The organism is Acinetobacter sp. 1000160 (assembly GCF_000588715.1).
Lineage (GTDB): Bacteria > Pseudomonadota > Gammaproteobacteria > Pseudomonadales > Moraxellaceae > Acinetobacter > Acinetobacter courvalinii.
Genome location: NZ_JFWP02000003.1, coordinates 473,265 through 493,216 on the forward strand (window position 1 = coordinate 473,265; position 19,952 = coordinate 493,216).

The 19,952-nt window shown below is 42.5% G+C and carries 17 protein-coding genes; 10 read left to right on the forward strand and 7 right to left on the reverse strand.

The window, feature by feature from the left end; translation table 11 throughout:
* Positions 1–152: 152 nt before the first annotated feature.
* Both thiM and J699_RS10140 read right to left on the reverse strand, forming a co-directional pair.
* Positions 153–968 carry a hydroxyethylthiazole kinase gene (thiM, locus tag J699_RS10145; protein WP_032867297.1) on the reverse strand — a complete coding sequence of 272 codons (816 nt, stop codon included), beginning with the start codon at positions 966–968 and terminating at the stop codon, positions 153–155.
* Between the two features lie 33 nt (positions 969–1,001).
* Complete coding sequence (locus J699_RS10140) at positions 1,002–2,162, reverse strand: hypothetical protein (RefSeq protein WP_032867295.1); 1,161 nt, start codon at positions 2,160–2,162, stop codon at positions 1,002–1,004.
* Positions 2,163–2,533: 371 nt separating this feature from the next.
* On the opposite strand from J699_RS10140, the gene J699_RS10135 reads away from it, so the two are divergent.
* Both J699_RS10135 and J699_RS10130 read left to right on the forward strand, forming a co-directional pair.
* On the forward strand, positions 2,534–3,007 hold the full coding sequence (locus J699_RS10135) for a DUF2147 domain-containing protein (RefSeq protein WP_005229723.1): 474 nt from the start codon (positions 2,534–2,536) through the stop codon (positions 3,005–3,007).
* A 211-nt stretch (positions 3,008–3,218) separates the two neighbouring features.
* Positions 3,219–3,692 carry a DUF2147 domain-containing protein gene (locus J699_RS10130; RefSeq protein WP_005284914.1) on the forward strand — a complete coding sequence of 158 codons (474 nt, stop codon included), beginning with the start codon at positions 3,219–3,221 and terminating at the stop codon, positions 3,690–3,692.
* 58 nt (positions 3,693–3,750) lie between these two features.
* Here the strand turns inward: J699_RS10130 and J699_RS10125 are convergent, their stop codons facing one another.
* Positions 3,751–4,008, reverse strand: coding sequence for a hypothetical protein (locus J699_RS10125; protein WP_005229728.1), 258 nt, complete (start codon positions 4,006–4,008; stop codon positions 3,751–3,753).
* Positions 4,009–4,350: 342 nt separating this feature from the next.
* Here J699_RS10125 and pepN point away from each other — a divergent pair, with 342 nt between their 5' ends.
* The 6 genes from pepN to J699_RS10095 all read left to right on the forward strand — a co-directional run bounded on the left by pepN (position 4,351) and on the right by J699_RS10095 (position 11,988).
* Positions 4,351–6,957: an aminopeptidase N gene (pepN, locus tag J699_RS10120; protein WP_032867293.1), complete on the forward strand. Its 2,607-nt coding sequence runs from the start codon at positions 4,351–4,353 to the stop codon at positions 6,955–6,957.
* A gap of 112 nt (positions 6,958–7,069) precedes the next feature.
* Entirely contained in the window at positions 7,070–7,756 is a 687-nt protein-coding gene (locus J699_RS10115; RefSeq protein ID WP_032867291.1) for a dienelactone hydrolase family protein, read from the forward strand.
* 64 nt (positions 7,757–7,820) lie between these two features.
* Positions 7,821–8,258 (forward strand): RDD family protein, encoded by a 438-nt coding sequence (locus J699_RS10110; protein ID WP_005284927.1) that lies wholly within the window; start codon positions 7,821–7,823, stop codon positions 8,256–8,258.
* Positions 8,259–8,567: 309 nt separating this feature from the next.
* Entirely contained in the window at positions 8,568–9,263 is a 696-nt protein-coding gene (locus tag J699_RS10105; RefSeq protein WP_032867288.1) for a hypothetical protein, read from the forward strand.
* A gap of 56 nt (positions 9,264–9,319) precedes the next feature.
* The gene (locus J699_RS10100; RefSeq protein WP_005229734.1) at positions 9,320–10,039 is read left to right on the forward strand and encodes an MgtC/SapB family protein; all 720 of its coding nucleotides are present in this window, start codon (positions 9,320–9,322) and stop codon (positions 10,037–10,039) included.
* A gap of 116 nt (positions 10,040–10,155) precedes the next feature.
* On the forward strand, positions 10,156–11,988 hold the full coding sequence (locus J699_RS10095) for a monovalent cation:proton antiporter-2 (CPA2) family protein (protein WP_032867285.1): 1,833 nt from the start codon (positions 10,156–10,158) through the stop codon (positions 11,986–11,988).
* A gap of 156 nt (positions 11,989–12,144) precedes the next feature.
* On the opposite strand, the gene leuE is transcribed toward J699_RS10095, so the two are convergent.
* The 3 genes from leuE to J699_RS10080 all read right to left on the reverse strand — a co-directional run bounded on the left by leuE (position 12,145) and on the right by J699_RS10080 (position 14,862).
* Positions 12,145–12,795 (reverse strand): leucine efflux protein LeuE, encoded by a 651-nt coding sequence (gene leuE / locus J699_RS10090; RefSeq protein WP_032867283.1) that lies wholly within the window; start codon positions 12,793–12,795, stop codon positions 12,145–12,147.
* Positions 12,796–12,869: 74 nt separating this feature from the next.
* A complete protein-coding gene (tal, locus tag J699_RS10085; RefSeq protein WP_032867281.1) occupies positions 12,870–13,859 on the reverse strand; it encodes a transaldolase in 990 nt (329 codons plus the stop codon).
* A gap of 103 nt (positions 13,860–13,962) precedes the next feature.
* On the reverse strand, positions 13,963–14,862 hold the full coding sequence (locus J699_RS10080) for a LysR family transcriptional regulator (protein WP_005284941.1): 900 nt from the start codon (positions 14,860–14,862) through the stop codon (positions 13,963–13,965).
* A gap of 88 nt (positions 14,863–14,950) precedes the next feature.
* On the opposite strand from J699_RS10080, the gene aceI reads away from it, so the two are divergent.
* A complete protein-coding gene (gene aceI, locus J699_RS10075) occupies positions 14,951–15,379 on the forward strand; it encodes a chlorhexidine efflux PACE transporter AceI (RefSeq protein WP_005229744.1) in 429 nt (142 codons plus the stop codon).
* A 284-nt stretch (positions 15,380–15,663) separates the two neighbouring features.
* On the opposite strand, the gene J699_RS0218655 is transcribed toward aceI, so the two are convergent.
* Positions 15,664–16,233: a DUF4291 domain-containing protein gene (locus tag J699_RS0218655; RefSeq protein WP_032867279.1), complete on the reverse strand. Its 570-nt coding sequence runs from the start codon at positions 16,231–16,233 to the stop codon at positions 15,664–15,666.
* Between the two features lie 235 nt (positions 16,234–16,468).
* Here J699_RS0218655 and mfd point away from each other — a divergent pair, with 235 nt between their 5' ends.
* A complete protein-coding gene (gene mfd / locus J699_RS10070; RefSeq protein WP_032882807.1) occupies positions 16,469–19,927 on the forward strand; it encodes a transcription-repair coupling factor in 3,459 nt (1,152 codons plus the stop codon).
* Positions 19,928–19,952: the final 25 nt, after the last annotated feature.

Consider the following 19,952-nt stretch of genomic DNA (forward strand, 5'->3'; position numbering starts at 1 on the left):
GATATCTGAACTTATTTCACCCAAAGTGAAATATTGCCAGTGCTTCCTAAAGCAGAATGGGGTGAGGTGTATTGGCAGTTTAATGGAGAAGAATAATCTATCCCATAAAAAAACGCACTATTCAGTGCGTTTTATCCCGTACATATGTTGCCTTAAACAACCTCAATATCAACATACTGCTGAATTAAATTATCATCAAGCATATGCACATAATCCAAAAATGCGATATTAAAACTACCTACAGTCTGCGCATGCTCAAAGGCCAGTTTCCCAGCGATAGCAAAATGAATATGTGCAGCCAGCGCTGCAATCGTAGTAGGAGCAACTGCATGATAGGCCGCGGTTAAAGCACCCAAGGCACAACCAGTGGCGGTAATTTTAGGCTGTAAATGACAACCACCATTGACCTGAATAACTGCATCGAGCTGCTTGGATATGATGAAATCAGACTCGCCAGAGATCGCCACACACTCGGTATGTTGCAATAAGCTTTTTGCCTGTACATATACATCCTGACTGTTTAGGGTACTGTCTACACCTTTAGACTGAATCTGGTTGCCTGCTAATGTACTGATCTCAGAAGCATTACCACGTATAATATTGGGGTGGAATTGCAGAAGCTGATCAACGGTTTCGCTACGCCATTTCAAAACTGCGCCATAACCTACCGGATCAAGTACCCAAGGCACCTGATGCTGCTGTGCCGTTTTCGCCGAAATTAACATGGCTTGGGTTTGCTCAGTGGTTGGGGTACCGATATTTAGACTGAGTGCTGCACTGATTCGGGTGAAATCTTCAGCTTCAAAAGGATTATCAATCATGGCAGGGGAAGCACCTGCAGCCAGCAAAATGTTGGCGACATAATTATTGGCAACGCTGTTGGTCATACATTGCACTAAAGGAGCCTGTTGTTGTAAGGCACGCCAAGCTTCAATGACTTGATCAATCAGTTGTTGTTTTAGTGACATGACATATCCTTTATAGCAGCTTTAAACAGGGCGTTAATGGGTGAAATAGTGATCTTGATGCTTACATTTACGGCAGATCAATGAGACATAATCTTGCGCATCATAATCTACGATCAGATCATTGGAACCACAATACATGCAACGCTTAACCGAATAAAAGTTTAAACGGGGCTCGATTTTTCGCCAAGATTTCCAGACTGGCTGGATAAAAACACTTTCGTCATAACCCAGAAATTTAAACAATAATATTTCACTCATTTTACTGAATGGAATGGTGTAAGGACGTGGCAAGGTGGTGGTTTCCCAACGTTCAGACAAAGCACGTTCACGATATTGTTCCAATGTCTTTTTCAGCAAATTGGTATTGATAAACTTGTCATTTCTCGGCTGTAAGGCTTTCTGTTTGTGCAGATATTCCAGTGCTGTCTGGATCAGATAGAAAATCTGCCCGACCGCAAGACCTTCCATCAAGCGGTAACAGAATGCCTGAAAAGGGTGGTTCCCCGCAATTTGAATACCCCAGGTGCGGCAAGAGAACTGCATGAATTGTACAATCTCTTGGTAGAGCACGAGGTACAGCACATCTTTGACTTCATCTGTACTTTTAAAGGGAATACCCAAGCTCAGGTTTTCATAAAACCATTGCCGTAATTGTTGAGCAATGCTGAACAGGCTTGGGTCCGCGTAGCCATCCAGCCGGATATTCAGATAAAAATGCTCGGTTTCAATATGGCTATCTTGCGATTTCAATATCCCGGATTTCAGTAGTTCCTGAACAAGCTGGTGCTGAAACAGATAATTGGGAGTAAAGTCATGATATTTAATGTTTTGCCAATGAATCAGTTCATCATGCTGTACGTCTTCACGCGCGTAACCATCGAGCACACTCAGCAAAAAAAGTTTATGCAAGAAACTCAGTTGATTAAGACCATAGACCACTTCATCTTTGACTTTATGTTTACGTTGTTCTTGTAAAATGGTTTGTTGGGTCTGTTTCTTACGGCTAGCGGTACATTGGGCACAATGACAATTGAGTTTACTATCGCTTTTAAACACTCGATGCTGGCAATGACTACATTCATGAAACTGAAATTCTTGTGCGTATTGTTCAGCTTCGACCCAGTTCATTGAGGCTTGGCATAGAGGGCAATGGCTACTTTCATCTAACTGTTTTTGTAGAATCTGTAAATCCATTGATGTTAAACCTATGACCATTTAAAAGGGAATTATACATACTCTGTAGGCAGAGTGATGCAAAGTTTATAGACAGTTAAGCTCTGTTATTCATATCAGCATGACGTTGCTGGATAGTGTCGTAATGACTGAATTCAACCAGATATATAAAGCCAAAGTTAAATGCTTTATACCTTTGTGGCGTTCTAAACGATGGGGTGAAATTTTACACGCTGTGCCAATCTGGCATCACTAATTCAAGAATGTGTGAATTGATTAAAATTTTCTTTTATTTTAATGGATTAAATAATCATGCGTTGTGTTGACTGTGTGTAAACGATGGCATAAAAATGAAGTTATAGATGGATCTATTTTGCATTACGGAGATTATTATGCAAAAAAATGCACTCATGAAAGGAATCATGGGGAGTTGCTTGGCAGTATTCGCCAGCATGAGCTTTGCCGCAACACCAGAAGGTTTCTGGAAAAGTATTGATGACCGCACAGGTGAGCAACTTTCAATCGTTGAAATCAAGAAAAAAGCAGATAATACCTATACCGGCACAATCGTATACCGTTATCCGGTGCCTGGCGGTACGGTCTTGACCCATTGTGTAAAATGTCCTGAACCATTCAAAAACAAACCTATTTTAGGGCTGCAAATTGCTTGGGGATTGAAAGAAGATCCGAAAAACCCGAATCAATATATCGATGGACGGGTATTAGAACCGAAAAGCGGCAATGTTTATAAAGGCAAAGCCCAACTCAGTGCTGATGGTAAGCGTTTACGTATGCGTGGGTATATGGGGGTTTCTGCATTGGGACGGACACAAGTCTGGTTGCGTACCGATAGTGCAAATCCATAACCGAGCCTGATTTTTAAGAAAGCCTAAACGACTGCTTTAGGCTTTTTTATTTGCCTAAAGAGTATTCATTCTCTTATGAAGTTAATGCATAAAATCCGTTATTTCTTATACAAATGAACTCTGTCGTACAGTGTAACTTTATGAAAATTGTGATAATTTTCGTGCTTTAAACCCATCTCTTTGGATAGGTTGTTTTTTAGACGGGGTGAATATGCTAAATCGTATGCTCATGAAAGGAATCATGGGACTCACATTTGCTTGCGCGAGCGCAGCATCATTTTCAGCTTCAATTGAAGGTTATTGGAAAAGTATCGAAGAACGAACCGGTGAGCAACTTTCTATTGTCGAAATCCGTAAAGGCAATGACGGTCGTTATCATGGAAAGATTATTTATCGTTATCCAAATTCGCATGGAATTGCATTAACAAACTGTACCAAATGTGCGGCACCGAACACCAATAAACCGATTCTAGGATTGGAAATTTTGTCTGGTTTTAGAGAAGATCCAAATAAACCAGATTCTTATATAGATGGGCGTGTATTAGAGCCAACATCGGGTCGTGTCTATAAAGGTAAAGGTGTGGTCACGGGTGAAGGAAAGCGTCTACGTATGCGGGGTTATATGGGCGTTTCCGCACTGGGACGTACGGTGGTCTGGCTGCGTACTGATAGCGCCACGCCTTAAATGTAATAAAAAAAACCTCGAATCGATTTCGAGGTTTTTTTATGGTTAAAGTGAATGGCTAAACAGGGCATGGTAAGTTTTCGTCCTCCTGTCCAATTTTTTTAGCGGCAATCAATGCCTGTACTTTTTTACTTGGCAGCTTTTCTTTGCCAAGCGCATCATAGGTATTCACAATATTGGTGACTTCTAGTGTACTCAGCTCGATTCCTTCTGCAGTTAAAAAAACGGAAATGACATGATGATCCACACCTGCTTTTGCGAGATCATGGATCGCCTTGATATTTTCTAAACGATAAAGATGTGCTTTTAATTCCATCATCATCACCCTCTGTTATTTTATTGACCTAGATTGGCATAATTGATTAAGCAATAACCATGCACAAAATGTAAAACCCAATCAAAAAATGTAAGTTAGGCGATATAACGCAACCGGTTCTGTAGTTTTTATTTAAGAATGGAAAACTGTGTTGTAATTCTGTCTAAACGTCTAGGTTCTATCCGTATTCAGTTTGAAAAGTGCGAGATCAAGCCCAATAAAACTGTTAAAACCAATGTATGCGTCTAAAGACAGGTTGTTCAAGTTGGCGTATGATCGATTGATCAAGAAGTCTTGCCAACAAGACCATCTAAACGACATGATGAAAGATAAGGAATACTGATGAATATTGCGGCACAGCCTCCTGTACAAGCAGACCAAACCATTTATTTAAAAGATTATCAAAAGCCATCCTTTCTCGTTGAATCGATCAACCTGGATATTCAGGTTTATGATGAGCATACCCTTGTAGACTCGACATTGGTGATGAAGCGCCAGACTGCAGGTGATTTAGTCCTGCTGGGGCGTGATCTGGAATTAAAATCGATCCAGTTAAATGGTCAGGTGCTCAATGCGGATCAGTATCGTCTGGACAGTGAACAATTGGTGATCACCGATGCACCAGATCAGGTCATTATTCAAACTCAGGTAGTGATTCACCCTGAATCAAATACCCAGCTTGAAGGTTTATACAAGGCGGGTGACTTGTTTGTGACCCAGAACGAACCTGAAGGTTTCCGTAAAATTACCTTCTATCCAGATCGTCCAGATGTGCTAGCTGAATTCACTACCCGGGTAGAAGCCGATAAGAAATATCCAGTATTGCTCGCAAACGGGAACTTACTGGAAACAGGTGATGCCGGTAATGGCCGTCACTTTGCCATCTGGCAAGATCCAACCAAAAAGCCCAGCTATTTATTTGCCTGTGTGATTGGTGATCTGGCGGTATTGAAAGATCGTTACACCACGTCTGAAGGCCGTGATGTGGCATTGGAAATCTATGCAATTGAAAAAGATATTCCTAAATGTCACATTGCCATGGAAGCTTTAAAGCATTCAATGCGTTGGGATGAAGAACATTATGGCCGCCCTTACGATCTTGATAACTATATGATTGTTGCGGTGAGTCAGTTCAACATGGGCGCAATGGAAAATAAAGGTTTAAATATCTTTAATACCTCATGCGTGCTAGCCGATGAAGAATACACCACCGATGCTGCGATTATGCGTGTTCAATCGGTGATTGCCCATGAATATTTCCATAACTGGACCGGTAACCGGATTACCTGTCGTGACTGGTTCCAACTGTGCTTAAAAGAAGGCTTAACTGTTTTCCGTGATCAGTCCTTCTCTGAAGATTTACAATCTGCTGCGGTACAACGTATCGATGATGTGGCGGTATTAAAATCGCATCAGTTCCCTGAAGATGCAGGTCCATTGTCACATCCGCCACGTCCGGATCATTTTGTCGAGATTAATAACTTCTATACGGCGACGGTGTATGAGAAAGGTGCGGAAATCAACCGCATGATGGCGACCTTACTGGGTAAAGAAAAATATCGTCAGGGTACCGATGAATACTTCCGCCGTCATGACGGACAAGCGGTTACGGTTGAAGATTGGGTTGCTGCATTGAGCGCAGGTTCAGGTGTTGATCTTTCTAACTTCCTGACCTGGTACAACCAGCCAGGTACACCAAAGCTAGAGGCCAAAGGTGAGTATGATGCAGCTGCACAAACTTATCGCCTCAGCTTGAAACAAAGTCTAAAAGCACATCCTAAATATCCGGACTTGAAGGCAGTGCCAATTCCTGTCGCTTTGGCATTATTCAATGCCCATAGCGGTGAGCAATACATCTTGCACAGTGCTGATCTGTTTGTGAATGATGTCAAAGATGGTGTGTATTTATTTGACCAGAATGAAGCCACGATTGAATTTACAGGCGTGACTGAACAACCTGTTGTATCGTTATTGCGTAATTTCTCTGCACCTGTGAATCTGGTCTTTGATTATTCCGATAATGATCTGGCTTTCCTGATCCAGCATGAAACCAATGGCTTTAACCAGTGGCAAGCCACCCAAACCTTGCTGGAACGGATTTTATTAGACGACCATAAAGCCGATATTTATATTCAGGCGATTCAGAACACCTTGCCTGAGCTGGTCAATAAAGATCCTCTATTGGCATCACGTTTATTTGATGTGCCAAGCGAAAATTATTTAGGTAGCCGTATCGATCAGGACTATGAACCTGAGCTGGTGCTGGAAAAGCGCGAGGCTGTGTTGAACCGTTTAGCACGTGAGTTGGGCTCATTCTGGAAAGACACGTATCTAGCTCTAGATCCTGAATTGCAAAAAGAGTTTTCTCTGGCAATGGGGGTGCGTGCGCTGAAAAATATCATGTTAAATATGCTGGCGCGTCAGGGTGATGATGCGGTATTTGAGCTGGCTTATGCGCAATACCAGAACACGGGCAACATGTCTGAACGTTTAGGCGCATTACGTGTTTTGGTCTGGAATGATGCACCGCAGGCGCAAGCTGCATTAGCGGATTTCTATAACCGTTTTAAAGATGAAGCCTTGTCTCTGGATCAATGGTTTACCATTCAGGCCTCTAATCCAAATGCGACAGCTGAAACCATTGAATATCTCACCAAGCATGTAGATTATGATCTCGGTACACCTAACCGTATCCGTTCGGTCAGCGGCGGTCTGGCAGCCAATCCAGTGAATACCTGGAGCTTTGGTGTTGATCATTTCATCAGCTTGGCAGCTTATCTGGATGAGAAAAATCCAATCTTGGGTTCACGTTTACTACAGGTGCTTTCTCGCTGGTACACCTTGGCCGAACCACAACGCACTCAAGTCCAGCAAGCGCTTCAGGCCTTGCAACCGAAAGTAAAATCTAAAAATGTAGCTGAGACATTAAATAGCTTGTTAAGTATTTAATTCAAGTTTCAATTCCATTGCAAAAAGGATGTCGTCAGGCATCCTTTTTTATTTGACAATGATAATTGTCATAAATAGTATGGAATCTATTCGCATGCGATGGATGACTGCAATGGAAATAAAAACAATCACATTACCGACACGTCAAATTGAAGTAGAAGTGTATGCACCTGCACAGACTGCTGAAAAAGCACCTGCAATTTTATTGCTACACGAGTTATTTGGCATACTTGATGTCTATCGGGAAGATGCCCAAGACTTAGCCGATCGCGGTTATCTGGTCTATGTGCCAAATCTGTTTAGTGGCGGCGCAGTGAAATACTGTATTCGTGCCATGGTAAGCAAAGCAGGTCGCAGTAACGCAACTGATAGCGAGGTCAATCAGGAAATCCATGTTTTGCTGGATGCGCTTAAAGCAGACCCAAGATCTAATGGTCGTTTAGGAATGTTGGGACAGTGCCTGACCGGGGGATACGTGATTCAGATGGCAAAACGTGACGATATGCTGGCGCCTGTGGTTTATCACCATTCTTTAGGGATTGAAGGGGCTGGCATTCCGAAAAAAGAATCTCTGGATGAGGTGCGTATTTTACAGGGACATTGGTCAAGCATCGATCCATTTTGTCCGGCAAGCAAACGCAATAAACTGATCCAGCAACTGGGAGATCGGGTAGAAGCCTATACTTATAACATGCCACATGGTTTCCGGAGTGTCAGTCGTGGTCTACCTGAAGCCAAACTGGTATGGCAGCGAACCGTTGACTTTTTTGATCGGGAATTAAAACAAAACATAATATAAATCATTGGAACAACAGGTTATTATTGCTAAATATTAACTTTTACAAATAAAAAGTGAGGGGAAAATGTCTGAGAAATACGAGTATGCCGGCTTCTGGATTCGTGTTGGTGCAGCAATTATTGATTCAATTATCGTACTGGTGGCCTTGATTCCATTAACCATGATTTTTGGTGGTGGTGAAACCACGGTCGCTTCTGATGGATTTTCATCGTTCCAGTTTATGTCTACTTCAGACTGGATCTGGCAAATCATTAGCGCCATATTTTATATTTTCTGCTGGATCAAGTTTGCTGGTACACCGGGTAAGCGTTTACTGCGTTTGAAAGTGCTGGATGAAAAAACTGGAGAAAATATTAGCGTTGGGCAAGGGGTAATTCGTTATATCGGTTATATTCCTGCAACGCTGGTGTTTTTTATTGGCTTGATCTGGGTGGCTTTCGATGCCAAGAAACAAGGCTGGCATGACAAAATGGCAAAAACTGTAGTGGTAAGAGAGCTTTAATTTAGCCTGAAATTTTATCATGTAATAAAAAATTCATGGGATAGGGCTTGTGAATCAGTTCGCATGTCCTATAATGCCTTTGAATTTATTCACGGAGATCCTAAATGGGTAGTTGTTCGAGGTTCGGGTTGATCAAACGATTAAACCAAAGCGAATACTGAGCAAGAGCGCCTGTTAGGTCGGCTGTCTTGCAATGAGATAGCTTTGAAATAAATTTTTTAACCCTTCTGTATAATTTTGCTGTATTCACAAAATTTATTCTATTGACTGCAACCTGTTTAGTTTCTCACCTAAAATGGGGAGAAGCCTATGTTCTTTCATGCGTCCATTCAATGGCTTGCTGTTATTCATGTATTTGTTTTTTCTGGTTTAGTGCTGACACAAAAAACGAAGGCGGGTCCGCTGATCAATACCGATGATGTCTCGATTACAACGGCACAGCATTGCCAGCTGGAAAGTACCTATACGCGTAATAAAGATGGCAGTTGGGGTTATCAAGTTGTGCCTGCCTGTAATCTTAATGAAAATTTAGAAATATCCTTAGGTTATCATTCCAGCAAGGATATTGATCAGATTCATGGTTTTTCAGCTCAGGCCAAAACCATATTAAAACCGATGGAAAATGATTGGGCTGTTGGCTCTAGTTTGTTGCTCTCACGTGATGATGTTTCACATCATAGTGGCCAGCTGGACTGGTTTTTCAATGTACCTGTAAGTTTTGAATTTTTAGATCAACGTTTAGCTTTAGATACCAATCTTGGTTATCAACATGCCGATGAGCATCTGGTTCGTTGGGGCGTGGCTTCAACCTATAACATAACGGATCGGCTGGGGTTAATTCTTGAAACCTACAATCAGGACCGTCAGGCACCATTCTTCCAGACCGCAGTGCAGTACAGTATTATCCCCAATGTGTTAAGCCTGGAAGCATCCTTTGGTGATCGCTTGCGTGCAGAGAAACAGCACTGGTTCGGCTTGGGGCTGAGTTTTACGCCGTCATCATAATTGCAGCTTTTTATAATATCCTTCATTCAAAATCATGAATAATAAAGAGGTGGAATATGCAATTAAAATTTCTGCAACATACCGATTTTTCTAATATTTTGGATACTTTAATCAGTCTTTCTGTCGCATTTATTTTAGGTGCGCTGATTGGATTTGAACGTCAATACCGGCAGCGTACTGCAGGTTTACGGACCAATGTACTGGTAGCAGTCGGTGCTGCCATTTTTGTGGATATTGCGATTAATCTGACGGGCGCCGATGGGGCGGTTCGGGTGATTGCCTATGTGGTTTCAGGGATTGGCTTCTTGGGTGCAGGTGTGATTATGCGTCAGGAAGGCAATATTCATGGACTCAATACTGCGGCAACATTATGGTGTTCAGCAGCAGTCGGGGCGTCTGCGGGTGCAGATCTGGTGATTGAAGCGATATTGGCGACCTTATTTATTCTAGCGGCAAATACCTTGCTAAGACCGATTGTGCATGCGATTGACCGCCGTCCGCTGGATGATGATACTGAGGTCATGCATGTGATATATATTATTTGTGATCGTAGTCACAGCAAAGCGGTCATGGATGAGCTGAATCTGACCTTGATGCATCATCATTATCCTGCCAAAGATATTGAGGTCACACCTTTTGGTGAAAAAGAGGTCGAGATTGAAGTGACATTGATTGCCACCTCGATTGAAGCAGAAGAAGCGCAACATATCATTAACCACCTGAATGCCATGCCGCAGGTTCGTCAGGCCTTTTGGGACAAAAATACCATTAATTAAGTTCAGGAAAATCTTCCCCTAAAGCATTGAATTGGGATGCATTGTCCTATAAATGATATATATGGCCTGTATTGTTTCATTTAAAATGAAACACACATGATAACAATGAGAACAGTATGAGTTCAGAAGCACATTCTATCAGTTTAATTGCACCAGTAGTTTTGCTGGCTGCCGCTGTCGTTGCCGTCCCGATATTTAAGCGGATCGGGTTAGGTTCGGTTCTGGGATATTTGATTGCCGGATTAATTATTGGGCCATTCGGGTTCGCATTTTTCCATGATTCCGCCTCGATTCTGCATATTGCGGAACTGGGGATCGTGATGTACCTATTTGTGATCGGGCTGGAAATGCAGCCTTCCCATCTGTGGAGTTTAAGGCGGGAAATTTTTGGTCTGGGCACTTTACAGATCGTGGCATGCGGCCTGGCTTTAACCGGGGTTGGACTGCTGTTTGGCTTTAGCTGGCAGGTGGCTTTCATCGGTGCTGCTGGATTTGTACTGACTTCAACTGCCATTGTGATGCAACTGTTGGGAGATCGGGGTGATATTACCCAGCCTCATGGGCAAAAGATTGTCGCTATTTTATTATTTGAAGACTTGCTGATTGTTCCTTTACTGGCCATTGTCGCCTTTATGGCACCAAATCATGTTGTGGAAAGTACCTCTACACGTCTTGAAAGTATCGGTATCGGTTTAATTGCCATTGCCGGGCTGATAGCTGCAGGTTACTGGCTATTAAATCCTTTATTCAGGTTGCTTGCTGCTGCAAAAGCACGTGAAGTCATGACAGCCGCTGCGCTTCTGGTGGTTTTAGGCGCTGCTTTGTTGATGCAGGTCAGCGGACTGTCTATGGCGATGGGGGCTTTCCTTGCAGGGGTATTATTATCGGAATCTACTTTTAGACATCAGATTGAAGCCGATATTGAGCCTTTCCGTGGATTATTGCTGGGCCTGTTTTTCCTGGGCGTTGGCATGTCGCTTGATTTATCTGTGGTTGCACAAAACTGGCAACTGATCATCAGTGGTGTTCTCGCCATGATGTTTGCCAAGGCGCTGATGATTTATATCGTGGCGCGTGTAAGCAAAAGCCCGCATACCGAAGCTTTAGACCGCGCGTTGCTGATGGCCCAAGGCGGTGAGTTTGCTTTTGTGCTGTTTGCAGCTGCAGTCAGTGCCCAGGTGATTGATAATACCATCAAGTCCAATCTGACTGCGATTGTCGTGCTTTCTATGGTGCTGACCCCGATTGTGGGGATTCTGTTTAAACGTTTCACTGAAAGCAAAGACCAGATTAATCTGGATAATGTCACGGTTGCCGAAGGCTTGAGTGGTAGTATTTTAATGATTGGTTTTGGTCGTTTTGGTCAGGTTACCAGTCAGCTGTTACTGGCACGTGGTGTTGATGTCACTATTATTGATAATGATATCGACATGATACAAAACGCAGAGAAATTCGGTTTTAAGATTTATTATGGTGATGGCTGCCGTTTGGATATTCTGCATGCATCTGGTGCTGCGACAGCACAAGCCATTGTTGTCTGTGTGGATAGTAAAGAAACCACCAACCGAATTGTGGAACTGGTCACACATGAATTTCCATTGGCAAAGTTACTGGTTCGCTCTTATGACCGTGAACATTCACTTTATCTCGTGAAACAGAAAGTGGATTATATGATTCGTGAAACCTTCGAGTCTGCAATCAAGTTTGGTGGCGTGATCTTGCAAGAGTTAGGGGTAGAGCAAGATGAAGTACAACGGATTACCGATGAAATTCGTGACCGTGACGAAGAGCGTTTTGAAACAGAAATTGCGGCTGATGATGTGTATGCAGGCGTGGGTTTACAATATACCCATGCACATCCACGTCCGACTGCTCCATTGATTCGTCCTAAGCAGGCGGCCCGAATTTTAAATGATCAAGAGGCACAAAAGGATTTAGACGAAAAGTAGTCATCAAGACAATCTTGGTTGAGCCCTCATCCTGATGAGGGCTTTTTATTTTTAGAGACAAATTAAATGAAATATCTCGAATAATGACCAGCGCTATGGGACTTGGATTTGAATATGTTTTGTCTTGGAAGCCGAATAGAGATCAGACTAAATCGATTAAGACAGGGTTGAGGTTGCCAGTCTTAAACCAAAACCAAAGAACAGAATACCGACCAGAAAAATACCTGCGGCTGCAATTTTATAATTATGTTTAAAGAAATTTGCCAGTTTAATACCTGAAAAAATTAATGCCGTCAGATAACTGAAACTGACAAGTTGCAGAATGATCGCCAGAATTAAAAAGCTTAAAGCCGGATAGGCATAACTTGGCTCAACAAATTGAACAAAGAAGGACAGGAAAAACAAGATTGCTTTCGGGTTAAGCAGGCTAATGCTTAACGCGGTACGGTAGGGATGAACCTGGTCTAAATTGGGCAAAGCGGCCAGTTCAGCATGATGCGGCGGCTTGTTCCATGTCTGGTAAGCGCCTTGTAGCAATTTGAAACCCAAATAGGCCAGATAAGCGGCTCCAGTGATTTTTAAAATCACAAACAGGATCGGGAAGGCTTTTAATAAAGAGGCTGCGCCCAGAACGGTACAGAGAATTAAAATAAAATCGCCTGTAAATACACCACAGGCTGCCGCATAGCCAGTACGGATGCCATAACGCGAGGCGACCGACATCACATATAATGAGTTGGGACCCGGTAATAACACAATTAAGATTGTCCCAATTATATAAGTGGTTAAATCTGTTATACCGAACACGATGAAAACTCATTAAAAAACCGATTTTCGCTAATATAGCAAAAATCGGTTTTTATGGGGGAAAATTCGACTAATTATGGCTTGATTTCAGCATCAATTCCAAAAGATTGACGCAGCAATAAACTCAGTTGATCTCGGGCCTTGATAAAGCCGTCGATACCGCCTTGCAGTAACTGGAATGCCATCAAATCCTGCTCAAGTTCAGCCTTAAAGCTTTCTTTGGTTTGCGCTGGACGCTCAATTTTTTCAGCTTGCTGGGCTGACTCAAGGCTTAATTGGGCTTCAACCTTTTGCTGATCCTGTTCAAGTTGAGCCAACAGGTTTGGTGCAATCGTCAGTAAATCGCAACCTGCCAGACCCAATACCTGAGCGGTACTGCGGAAGCTTGCACCCATGACTTGAGTCTGAATACCTTGCTGTTTGTAATAATTGTAGATTTTCTTGACTGAAAGTACGCCAGGATCTTTGGCAATTGGATATTGCTCAACACCTTCCGCTTTTTTATACCAGTCAAGAATACGGCCCACGAAAGGTGAGATCAGGGTAACTTTTGCATCTGCACAGGCTTGTGCCTGATGTAAACCAAACAGCAGGGTGAGGTTACACGGGATACCTTCTGCTTCGAGTACTTTAGCCGCCTGAATACCTTCCCAGGTTGAGGCAATCTTGATCAGGATACGCGATTGCTCGATACCATAACCTTGATACAGCTTAGACAGTTCGCGTGCTTTGGCAATGGTGGCGTCAGTATCATAAGACAAAGAAGCATCCACTTCGGTTGAAACTCGGCCTGCAATCAGTTTTAAAATTTCCACACCGAATTTTACGGTCAAGATATCAATGGTACGTTCGATTAACTCGTCGCTTTGATAACCTTCCTGTTTTGCTTGGGTATAGGCATCTTCAATCAGTGTACGGCTTTCCGGCAATTCCGCAGCAGCCGTGATCAGTGAAGGGTTGGTTGTTGCGTCGAGTGGACGAAATTTCTCAATTGCTTCCAAGTCACTACTATCGGCAACAACAGTGGTTAAATCTTTTAATTGGTATAAGGCATTCTGAGTCATTGATATAGCGTTCTTACTTAAACATATTATTGGTAATTTCTTTTATAACATAATCCAGAGCAAAGCAAAGCATTGCTTTTGTTGGCAGAGTTATTCCTTAAGGTTATCTTTTATTACTGGTGTGTTGACGTTGTTTCCGGATATGATCAATCAGGAATCTTGCTGCTGCACCGAGTTCACTTTCCCGGCTCCAGACCAGATCGACATAGTATTCAAATTTAGGCGTGAAATCATACAGATCCAGAATTTTTAATTTTTTACGCAATTCAGGATTTTCATTAAACATCTCTAAAGGCAAAACCCCCCAACCCAGATTACGCACAATCATCATACACGCCGAATGATGATTGTCGGTACGCCAATAATCTTTGGAATAAAGTAATTCAGGTCGAATGGTATTATCACGACTTGCGACGACAATTTGCCGGGTCTGCACCATTTGCTCAAAGGAAACCTTGTCCAGTTCTGCCAAGGGATTAATTTTTGCAATGACCGGAACAAGCGCTTCTCTTTTTAGCTCAACAAACTGTTCGCGACTGTCCAATTGCTCCCGTTCAAACATTAGGGCGAGCTGAGCGCTTTGATCAAGCAACATTTGCAGAGCATCCTCTTGCGGCGCTGAAACTACATTCAATGACAGGCTCGGAAAGTGTTGATCGAGCAGGGTAATGTAGTCTGTCCAGTTGGTATGTAGCAGCTCCGACACCACCACTATATTTAAGGTCGATTCCAGTCCCGTACTTAGTGCATGGGCATGCTGTTTCCATTGATTCATTTCGATCAGCAATTGCTGGGTTTTTTCATATAAAACCCATGCTTCTGCGGTTGGCGTTGGTTCGCGGCCGATCCGTTCAAATAGTTTCAGATCGAGATCGATTTCCAGATTGGCAATCGACATACTGACCGCTGAAGGCACTTTGCCTAATTTACGGGCAGCAGCAGAAAAGGAACCTGTCTCGATGACGGTTTGAAACATGAGAAGTTGTTCTTGATTAATATTCATTTGTCAAAAAAACTGAAAGAATCTGATTGGATTAATCAATATTATAAAAATAAAATGGCTACTATCCAAACAAGAGAGTGTTACAAAAATGTTGATTTCCAAAAGAAGACTCGTTCATGCGATCAGCTATGAAGTGATTTTATTGGTCATCATCGCGATTGCGTTAAGTTTTATTTTCAGTATGCCACTCGAAGTAACGGGTATCCTAGGTACGATCATGGCGGTAATTTCAGTATTCTGGAATATGATTTTTAACCATTACTTCGAAAAAGTAGAGCAGAAGTATCAATGGGAAAGAACAATCCCTGTCCGTATTCTGCATGCGATCGGATTTGAAGGCGGGCTGATGCTTGCAACCATTCCAATCATTGCCTATTTGATGAAAATGACCATCATTGAAGCCATCATTCTGGACTTTGGTTTAACCATGTGTATTCTGGTATATACCTTCATCTTCCAGTGGTGCTATGACATGATTGAAGGACGTTTCTTTCCAAATGCCAAACTGGCATCATAATTTATAATAAAGATTAAAAATAAAGCACTTTTCATCATTTGATGAAAGGTGCTTTTTTACATGTTGGCAATTGACTTGATTTGCTTACAGTATCGATAAGGACAGACCATTCAAGACAGGTCAACCCAGAGTTCATATGAAAATTATTTTTCGTGATTGGCCTGTAGATAATTTGGATATCCCTATTGATCGAATGGTTGTTCGGGAATCCCATTAAAAAATACATTTATAAGGTTCTAAGAACTCAGTAATGAGAGAGTACTTAAAAATATACTAGGGCTTATCTATGCAAGATAAATTGTCTCCTGAGGTAATAATCGGGTGGCTTCATCCAATTTATTGTCTTCTATTAATGCATGAATTTGATGAGCTAGTGGAGTCACATCTGTAATCGATTTAATCCATTCATTAACATATAATTGAACAGCCTCGTGACCGAGCCCTATTTGTATTGCTCTATGATCAAGAGGATTTAATTTCAAATCTCGTTCAGGATCCCACTGGATACGAACAGGAGAACTTGATTTGAGTCGTTGCCACTGTTCCTGACTCATTGATGGATCTGGATGGCTTAAGCAGCTATGTGCCAACGCCCATTCAAAACCTTCACGCGTTATATCGATAGCCAATATTCGGCTTTGTTCCTTATCTTTGAATCCCCAACCAGACCGATACATCATCCAAAGAAATGAGGGTTTAATCCATGTCATTCTTTCCATCTTGAAGGGAGGGGAAACAAAAGTCTGATTTTCTAGTGCGGTGTTGGCAATAACATCAGAATAAGCCTGGTATACACGTATGGTTTTATCGTTATAGACGGCACGAATTTGATGAGTAGGAATATTAGTTAACATAAGCTTGTTCAATTATCTCACTTTTATTTATTTAAATATTTGTTTTTTATAATTAAATTAAGTTTATCTTTTTAAAGGTTCAGATTTATTAAACTTAAATTATTGGGTTAAAATAACAAATAAAATAGCCTAAGTAAATTAAAATGCTTTTAATCGAACCGCGAATTTCTTCTTTAACTAAAAAACATCATGCTAAAATAGGGAACTTATCTTTTTAGATTGCATGATTTTCTCTATGTTCCAACAAGAAATCTCTCAATTAAACCTACAACAATTTAAAGCGGGCGAGAAACGCTGGATCGGTTCCTTACTGGGATCATCGGCTGCATTATTATTCAAAGAAATCGCAACCCAAAGCTCTAATCTCTACATGATTGTGGCTCGAAATAACCAACATCTTGCCCAGCTGGAAAGTGAACTCGAGTTTTATGGGATCAAGCCGACGATATTTCCGGATTGGGAAATTTTGCCGTATGACCGTCTATCTCCGCATCAGGATATTGTGTCTGAGCGTTTGGCGATTTTGTCGCATATGCCGCAAAAGGGCATTTTACTGATTTCGGCCAGTACCTTGGCCCAGCGTGTTGCACCTTATTCATGGGTAGTAGGGGAACACTTTGATATTAAGGTTGGGCAAAAGCTCGATTTAGAAGTACAAAAAAAGCAGTTGGTACAAGCGGGTTATCGTCTGGTGGACACGGTATATGATCACGGCGAGTTTGCTGTTCGCGGTAGTATCATGGATATTTTTGCTTCTGGACAAGATCAGCCGATTCGGATTGACTTGTTTGATGATGAAATTGAAAGCTTAAAATTCTTTGATCCAGAAACACAACGTACTACAGAATCATTAAAAAACTTCACGGTGTTACCTGCGAAAGAATTTCCTTTAAAAGAAGGGCGTTCTATTTTCAGAGACCGTTATGCGGAAAGTTTCCCAACTGCCAATCCAAAGAAAAATCCAATTTATCAGGATGTACTTGAAGGTATATCGACACCTGGATTAGAGTTTTCCCTGCCATTATTCTTTGATAAAAAGGTGATGGAAGCGCAAAGTATGTTCATGATATACTTACCAAAGCATTGCGTTGTCATTACAAATAATGAAATTGAAGATGAATTAATCAATTTCTGGAAAGAAGTGATGCGTCGCTATGAAGACCGTCGCCATAACATTGACCAACCGATTTTGCCGCCTGAAGAACTGTTCTTGATGCCGAATCATGTATTGCAGGCACTCAATCAGTTCCCAAGAATTATAGCCTCAACAGATGCATTTGAAGCAAAAGCAGGTGTATTAAATCTGGCTGCTGAGCAACCGCCAAAATTGCCGGTTGATCCGAAAAAGCCACAACCTTTCGACGCAGTTAAACAGTATATCGATCAGGCTAAACATCCTGTGCTATTGGTGGCAGAAAGTGCGGGTCGGCGTGAAACCTTAAAAGATGCGCTACGTTTTGTGTTGGGCGAAATTCAGAATGTAGAGAGTTTTGCCCAGTTTCAGAAAGATAAATTATCGGTTGCTATTACCAGTGCCCCTTTAGATCGTGGTTTGTTGCTTACAGATCAGTTATCGGTGATTTCTGAAAATCAACTGTATGAACATCGGGTGGTGCAACGCCGTCGTAAGCGACAGCAGGAAGTTTCAGAAGAATTTTTAATTCGTAGTTTAACCGAGCTAAGCATTGGTGCGCCTGTGGTGCATATCGATCATGGGGTCGGACGTTATGCGGGCTTGGTGACGCTGGAAATTGATGAGCAGGATCATGAATTTTTACAGCTAGATTATGCTGATGGTGCAAAAGTTTACGTTCCTGTCACCAATTTACATCTGATCAGCCGTTATAGTGGCGGGGACCCGGATCTGGCCCCGTTGCATAAGCTGGGTACAGATACCTGGAGCAAAGCGAAACGTAAGGCTTTGGAACAGATTCATGATGTGGCGGCTGAACTACTGCACATTCAGGCGCGTCGCCAGTCTAAACCCGGTTTTGCTTTTGAGCTGGACCATACCGGCTATATGCAATTTGCCAGCGGCTTTGCTTATGAGGAAACGCTCGATCAGGCCAATGCCATTGAAGCGACTATTCATGATATGCAACTGGCCAAACCGATGGATCGTCTGGTCTGTGGTGATGTTGGTTTTGGTAAGACCGAAGTGGCGATGCGTGCAGCATTTGTAGCGGTACAGAACAATAAACAGGTGGCGGTACTGGTTCCAACCACCTTGTTGGCACAACAGCATTATGAATCCTTTAAAGACCGTTTTGCCGATACGGCCGTGCGTATTGAAGTGCTTTCTCGATTCGGCAGTAACAAAGCCCATTTAAAAATTATTGAAGATTTGGCCGACGGTAAGGTCGATATCGTGGTCGGCACACATAAAATCCTGCAAGAAAATGTGCAATTTAAGAATCTTGGCCTGATGATTGTGGACGAAGAGCATCGTTTTGGTGTGCGTGACAAAGAACGGATCAAGGCGCTACGTGCCGATGTGGATATGCTGACACTCACAGCGACACCGATCCCGCGTACCTTGAATATGGCTTTCTCTGGCATGCGTGATCTCTCGATTATTGCTACGCCGCCCGCACGTCGTTTAGCGGTGAAAACCTTTGTTCAGGAACATACCGATGATTCGGTGAAAGAGGCAATTCTGCGTGAATTGTTACGTGGTGGGCAGGTGTACTTCCTGCACAATGAAGTGGATACCATCGAACGGACAGCCGAAAATATCCGTCATCTGGTGCCTGAAGCACGTGTTGCAGTGGCGCATGGACAAATGCGTGAACGTGAACTTGAGCAGGTAATGCAGCAGTTCTACCACAAGGAATATAACGTACTGGTATGCTCGACCATTATCGAGACCGGTATTGATGTGCCGAATGCCAATACTATTATTATCGAACGTGCAGATAAGCTCGGCCTCGCACAATTACACCAGTTACGTGGTCGTGTTGGTCGTTCACATCATCAAGCTTATGCCTATTTGTTGGTGCCTTCTATCAAGCATCTGAAAGGGGATGCAGAGAAACGTCTGGATGCCATTCAGCGTGCTTCAACGCTGGGTGCGGGCTTTATGCTGGCAACCGAAGATCTGGAAATTCGAGGCGCGGGTGAGTTGCTCGGTGAGCAGCAAAGCGGTTCGATGCAAGCTATCGGGTATAGCCTGTATATGGAAATGCTGGAAAAAGCGACCAAAGCCATTCAAAAAGGCAAAACACCGAATTTTGATGCGCCGTTGTCATTAACCGCTGAAATTAATTTACATATGCCGGCGTTGATTCCTGATGATTATTTGGGTGATGTACATCAACGCCTGTTGTTCTATAAGCGCATTAGTAATACCGATAGTCAGGAGAAGCTTGATAACATTCGTATGGAGCTGATTGATCGTTTTGGGATTCCGCCACAACCGGTAAAACAGTTATTTAGCGTTCATCAGTTGCGTTTAAAGGCAGAGCAACTGGGCATTACCAAAATTGATATCAACAGCAATGGCGGTTATATCGAGTTTTCTCCAGATACACCTGTACAGGCGATCAGTATCATTCAACTGATGCAGAAGCAGCCGACGTATTACCGGATGGAAGGCGGGCAACGCTTGAAAGTCATGGTGCAACTAGCGGAATATGACAAGCGAATCCAGTTCATTATTGACCTGCTCAACAAGCTGGTGAGCGAGTTGAATTAGTATCTTGAAAAATGATCGTTGAGTG

Bases quoted from the DNA above. Each gene is read 5' to 3' on its own strand.
- thiM (WP_032867297.1), bottom strand. From the start codon at position 968: ATGTCACTAAAACAACAACTGATTGATCAAGTCATTGAAGCTTGGCGT.
- J699_RS10140 (WP_032867295.1), bottom strand. From the start codon at position 2,162: ATGGATTTACAGATTCTACAAAAACAGTTAGATGAAAGTAGCCATTGC.
- J699_RS10135 (WP_005229723.1), top strand. From the start codon at position 2,534: ATGCAAAAAAATGCACTCATGAAAGGAATCATGGGGAGTTGCTTGGCA.
- J699_RS10130 (WP_005284914.1), top strand. From the start codon at position 3,219: ATGCTAAATCGTATGCTCATGAAAGGAATCATGGGACTCACATTTGCT.
- J699_RS10125 (WP_005229728.1), bottom strand. From the start codon at position 4,008: ATGGAATTAAAAGCACATCTTTATCGTTTAGAAAATATCAAGGCGATC.
- pepN (WP_032867293.1), top strand. From the start codon at position 4,351: ATGAATATTGCGGCACAGCCTCCTGTACAAGCAGACCAAACCATTTAT.
- J699_RS10115 (WP_032867291.1), top strand. From the start codon at position 7,070: ATGGAAATAAAAACAATCACATTACCGACACGTCAAATTGAAGTAGAA.
- J699_RS10110 (WP_005284927.1), top strand. From the start codon at position 7,821: ATGTCTGAGAAATACGAGTATGCCGGCTTCTGGATTCGTGTTGGTGCA.
- J699_RS10105 (WP_032867288.1), top strand. From the start codon at position 8,568: ATGTTCTTTCATGCGTCCATTCAATGGCTTGCTGTTATTCATGTATTT.
- J699_RS10100 (WP_005229734.1), top strand. From the start codon at position 9,320: ATGCAATTAAAATTTCTGCAACATACCGATTTTTCTAATATTTTGGAT.
- J699_RS10095 (WP_032867285.1), top strand. From the start codon at position 10,156: ATGAGTTCAGAAGCACATTCTATCAGTTTAATTGCACCAGTAGTTTTG.
- tal (WP_032867281.1), bottom strand. From the start codon at position 13,859: ATGACTCAGAATGCCTTATACCAATTAAAAGATTTAACCACTGTTGTT.
- J699_RS10080 (WP_005284941.1), bottom strand. From the start codon at position 14,862: ATGAATATTAATCAAGAACAACTTCTCATGTTTCAAACCGTCATCGAG.
- aceI (WP_005229744.1), top strand. From the start codon at position 14,951: ATGTTGATTTCCAAAAGAAGACTCGTTCATGCGATCAGCTATGAAGTG.
- J699_RS0218655 (WP_032867279.1), bottom strand. From the start codon at position 16,233: ATGTTAACTAATATTCCTACTCATCAAATTCGTGCCGTCTATAACGAT.
- mfd (WP_032882807.1), top strand. From the start codon at position 16,469: ATGTTCCAACAAGAAATCTCTCAATTAAACCTACAACAATTTAAAGCG.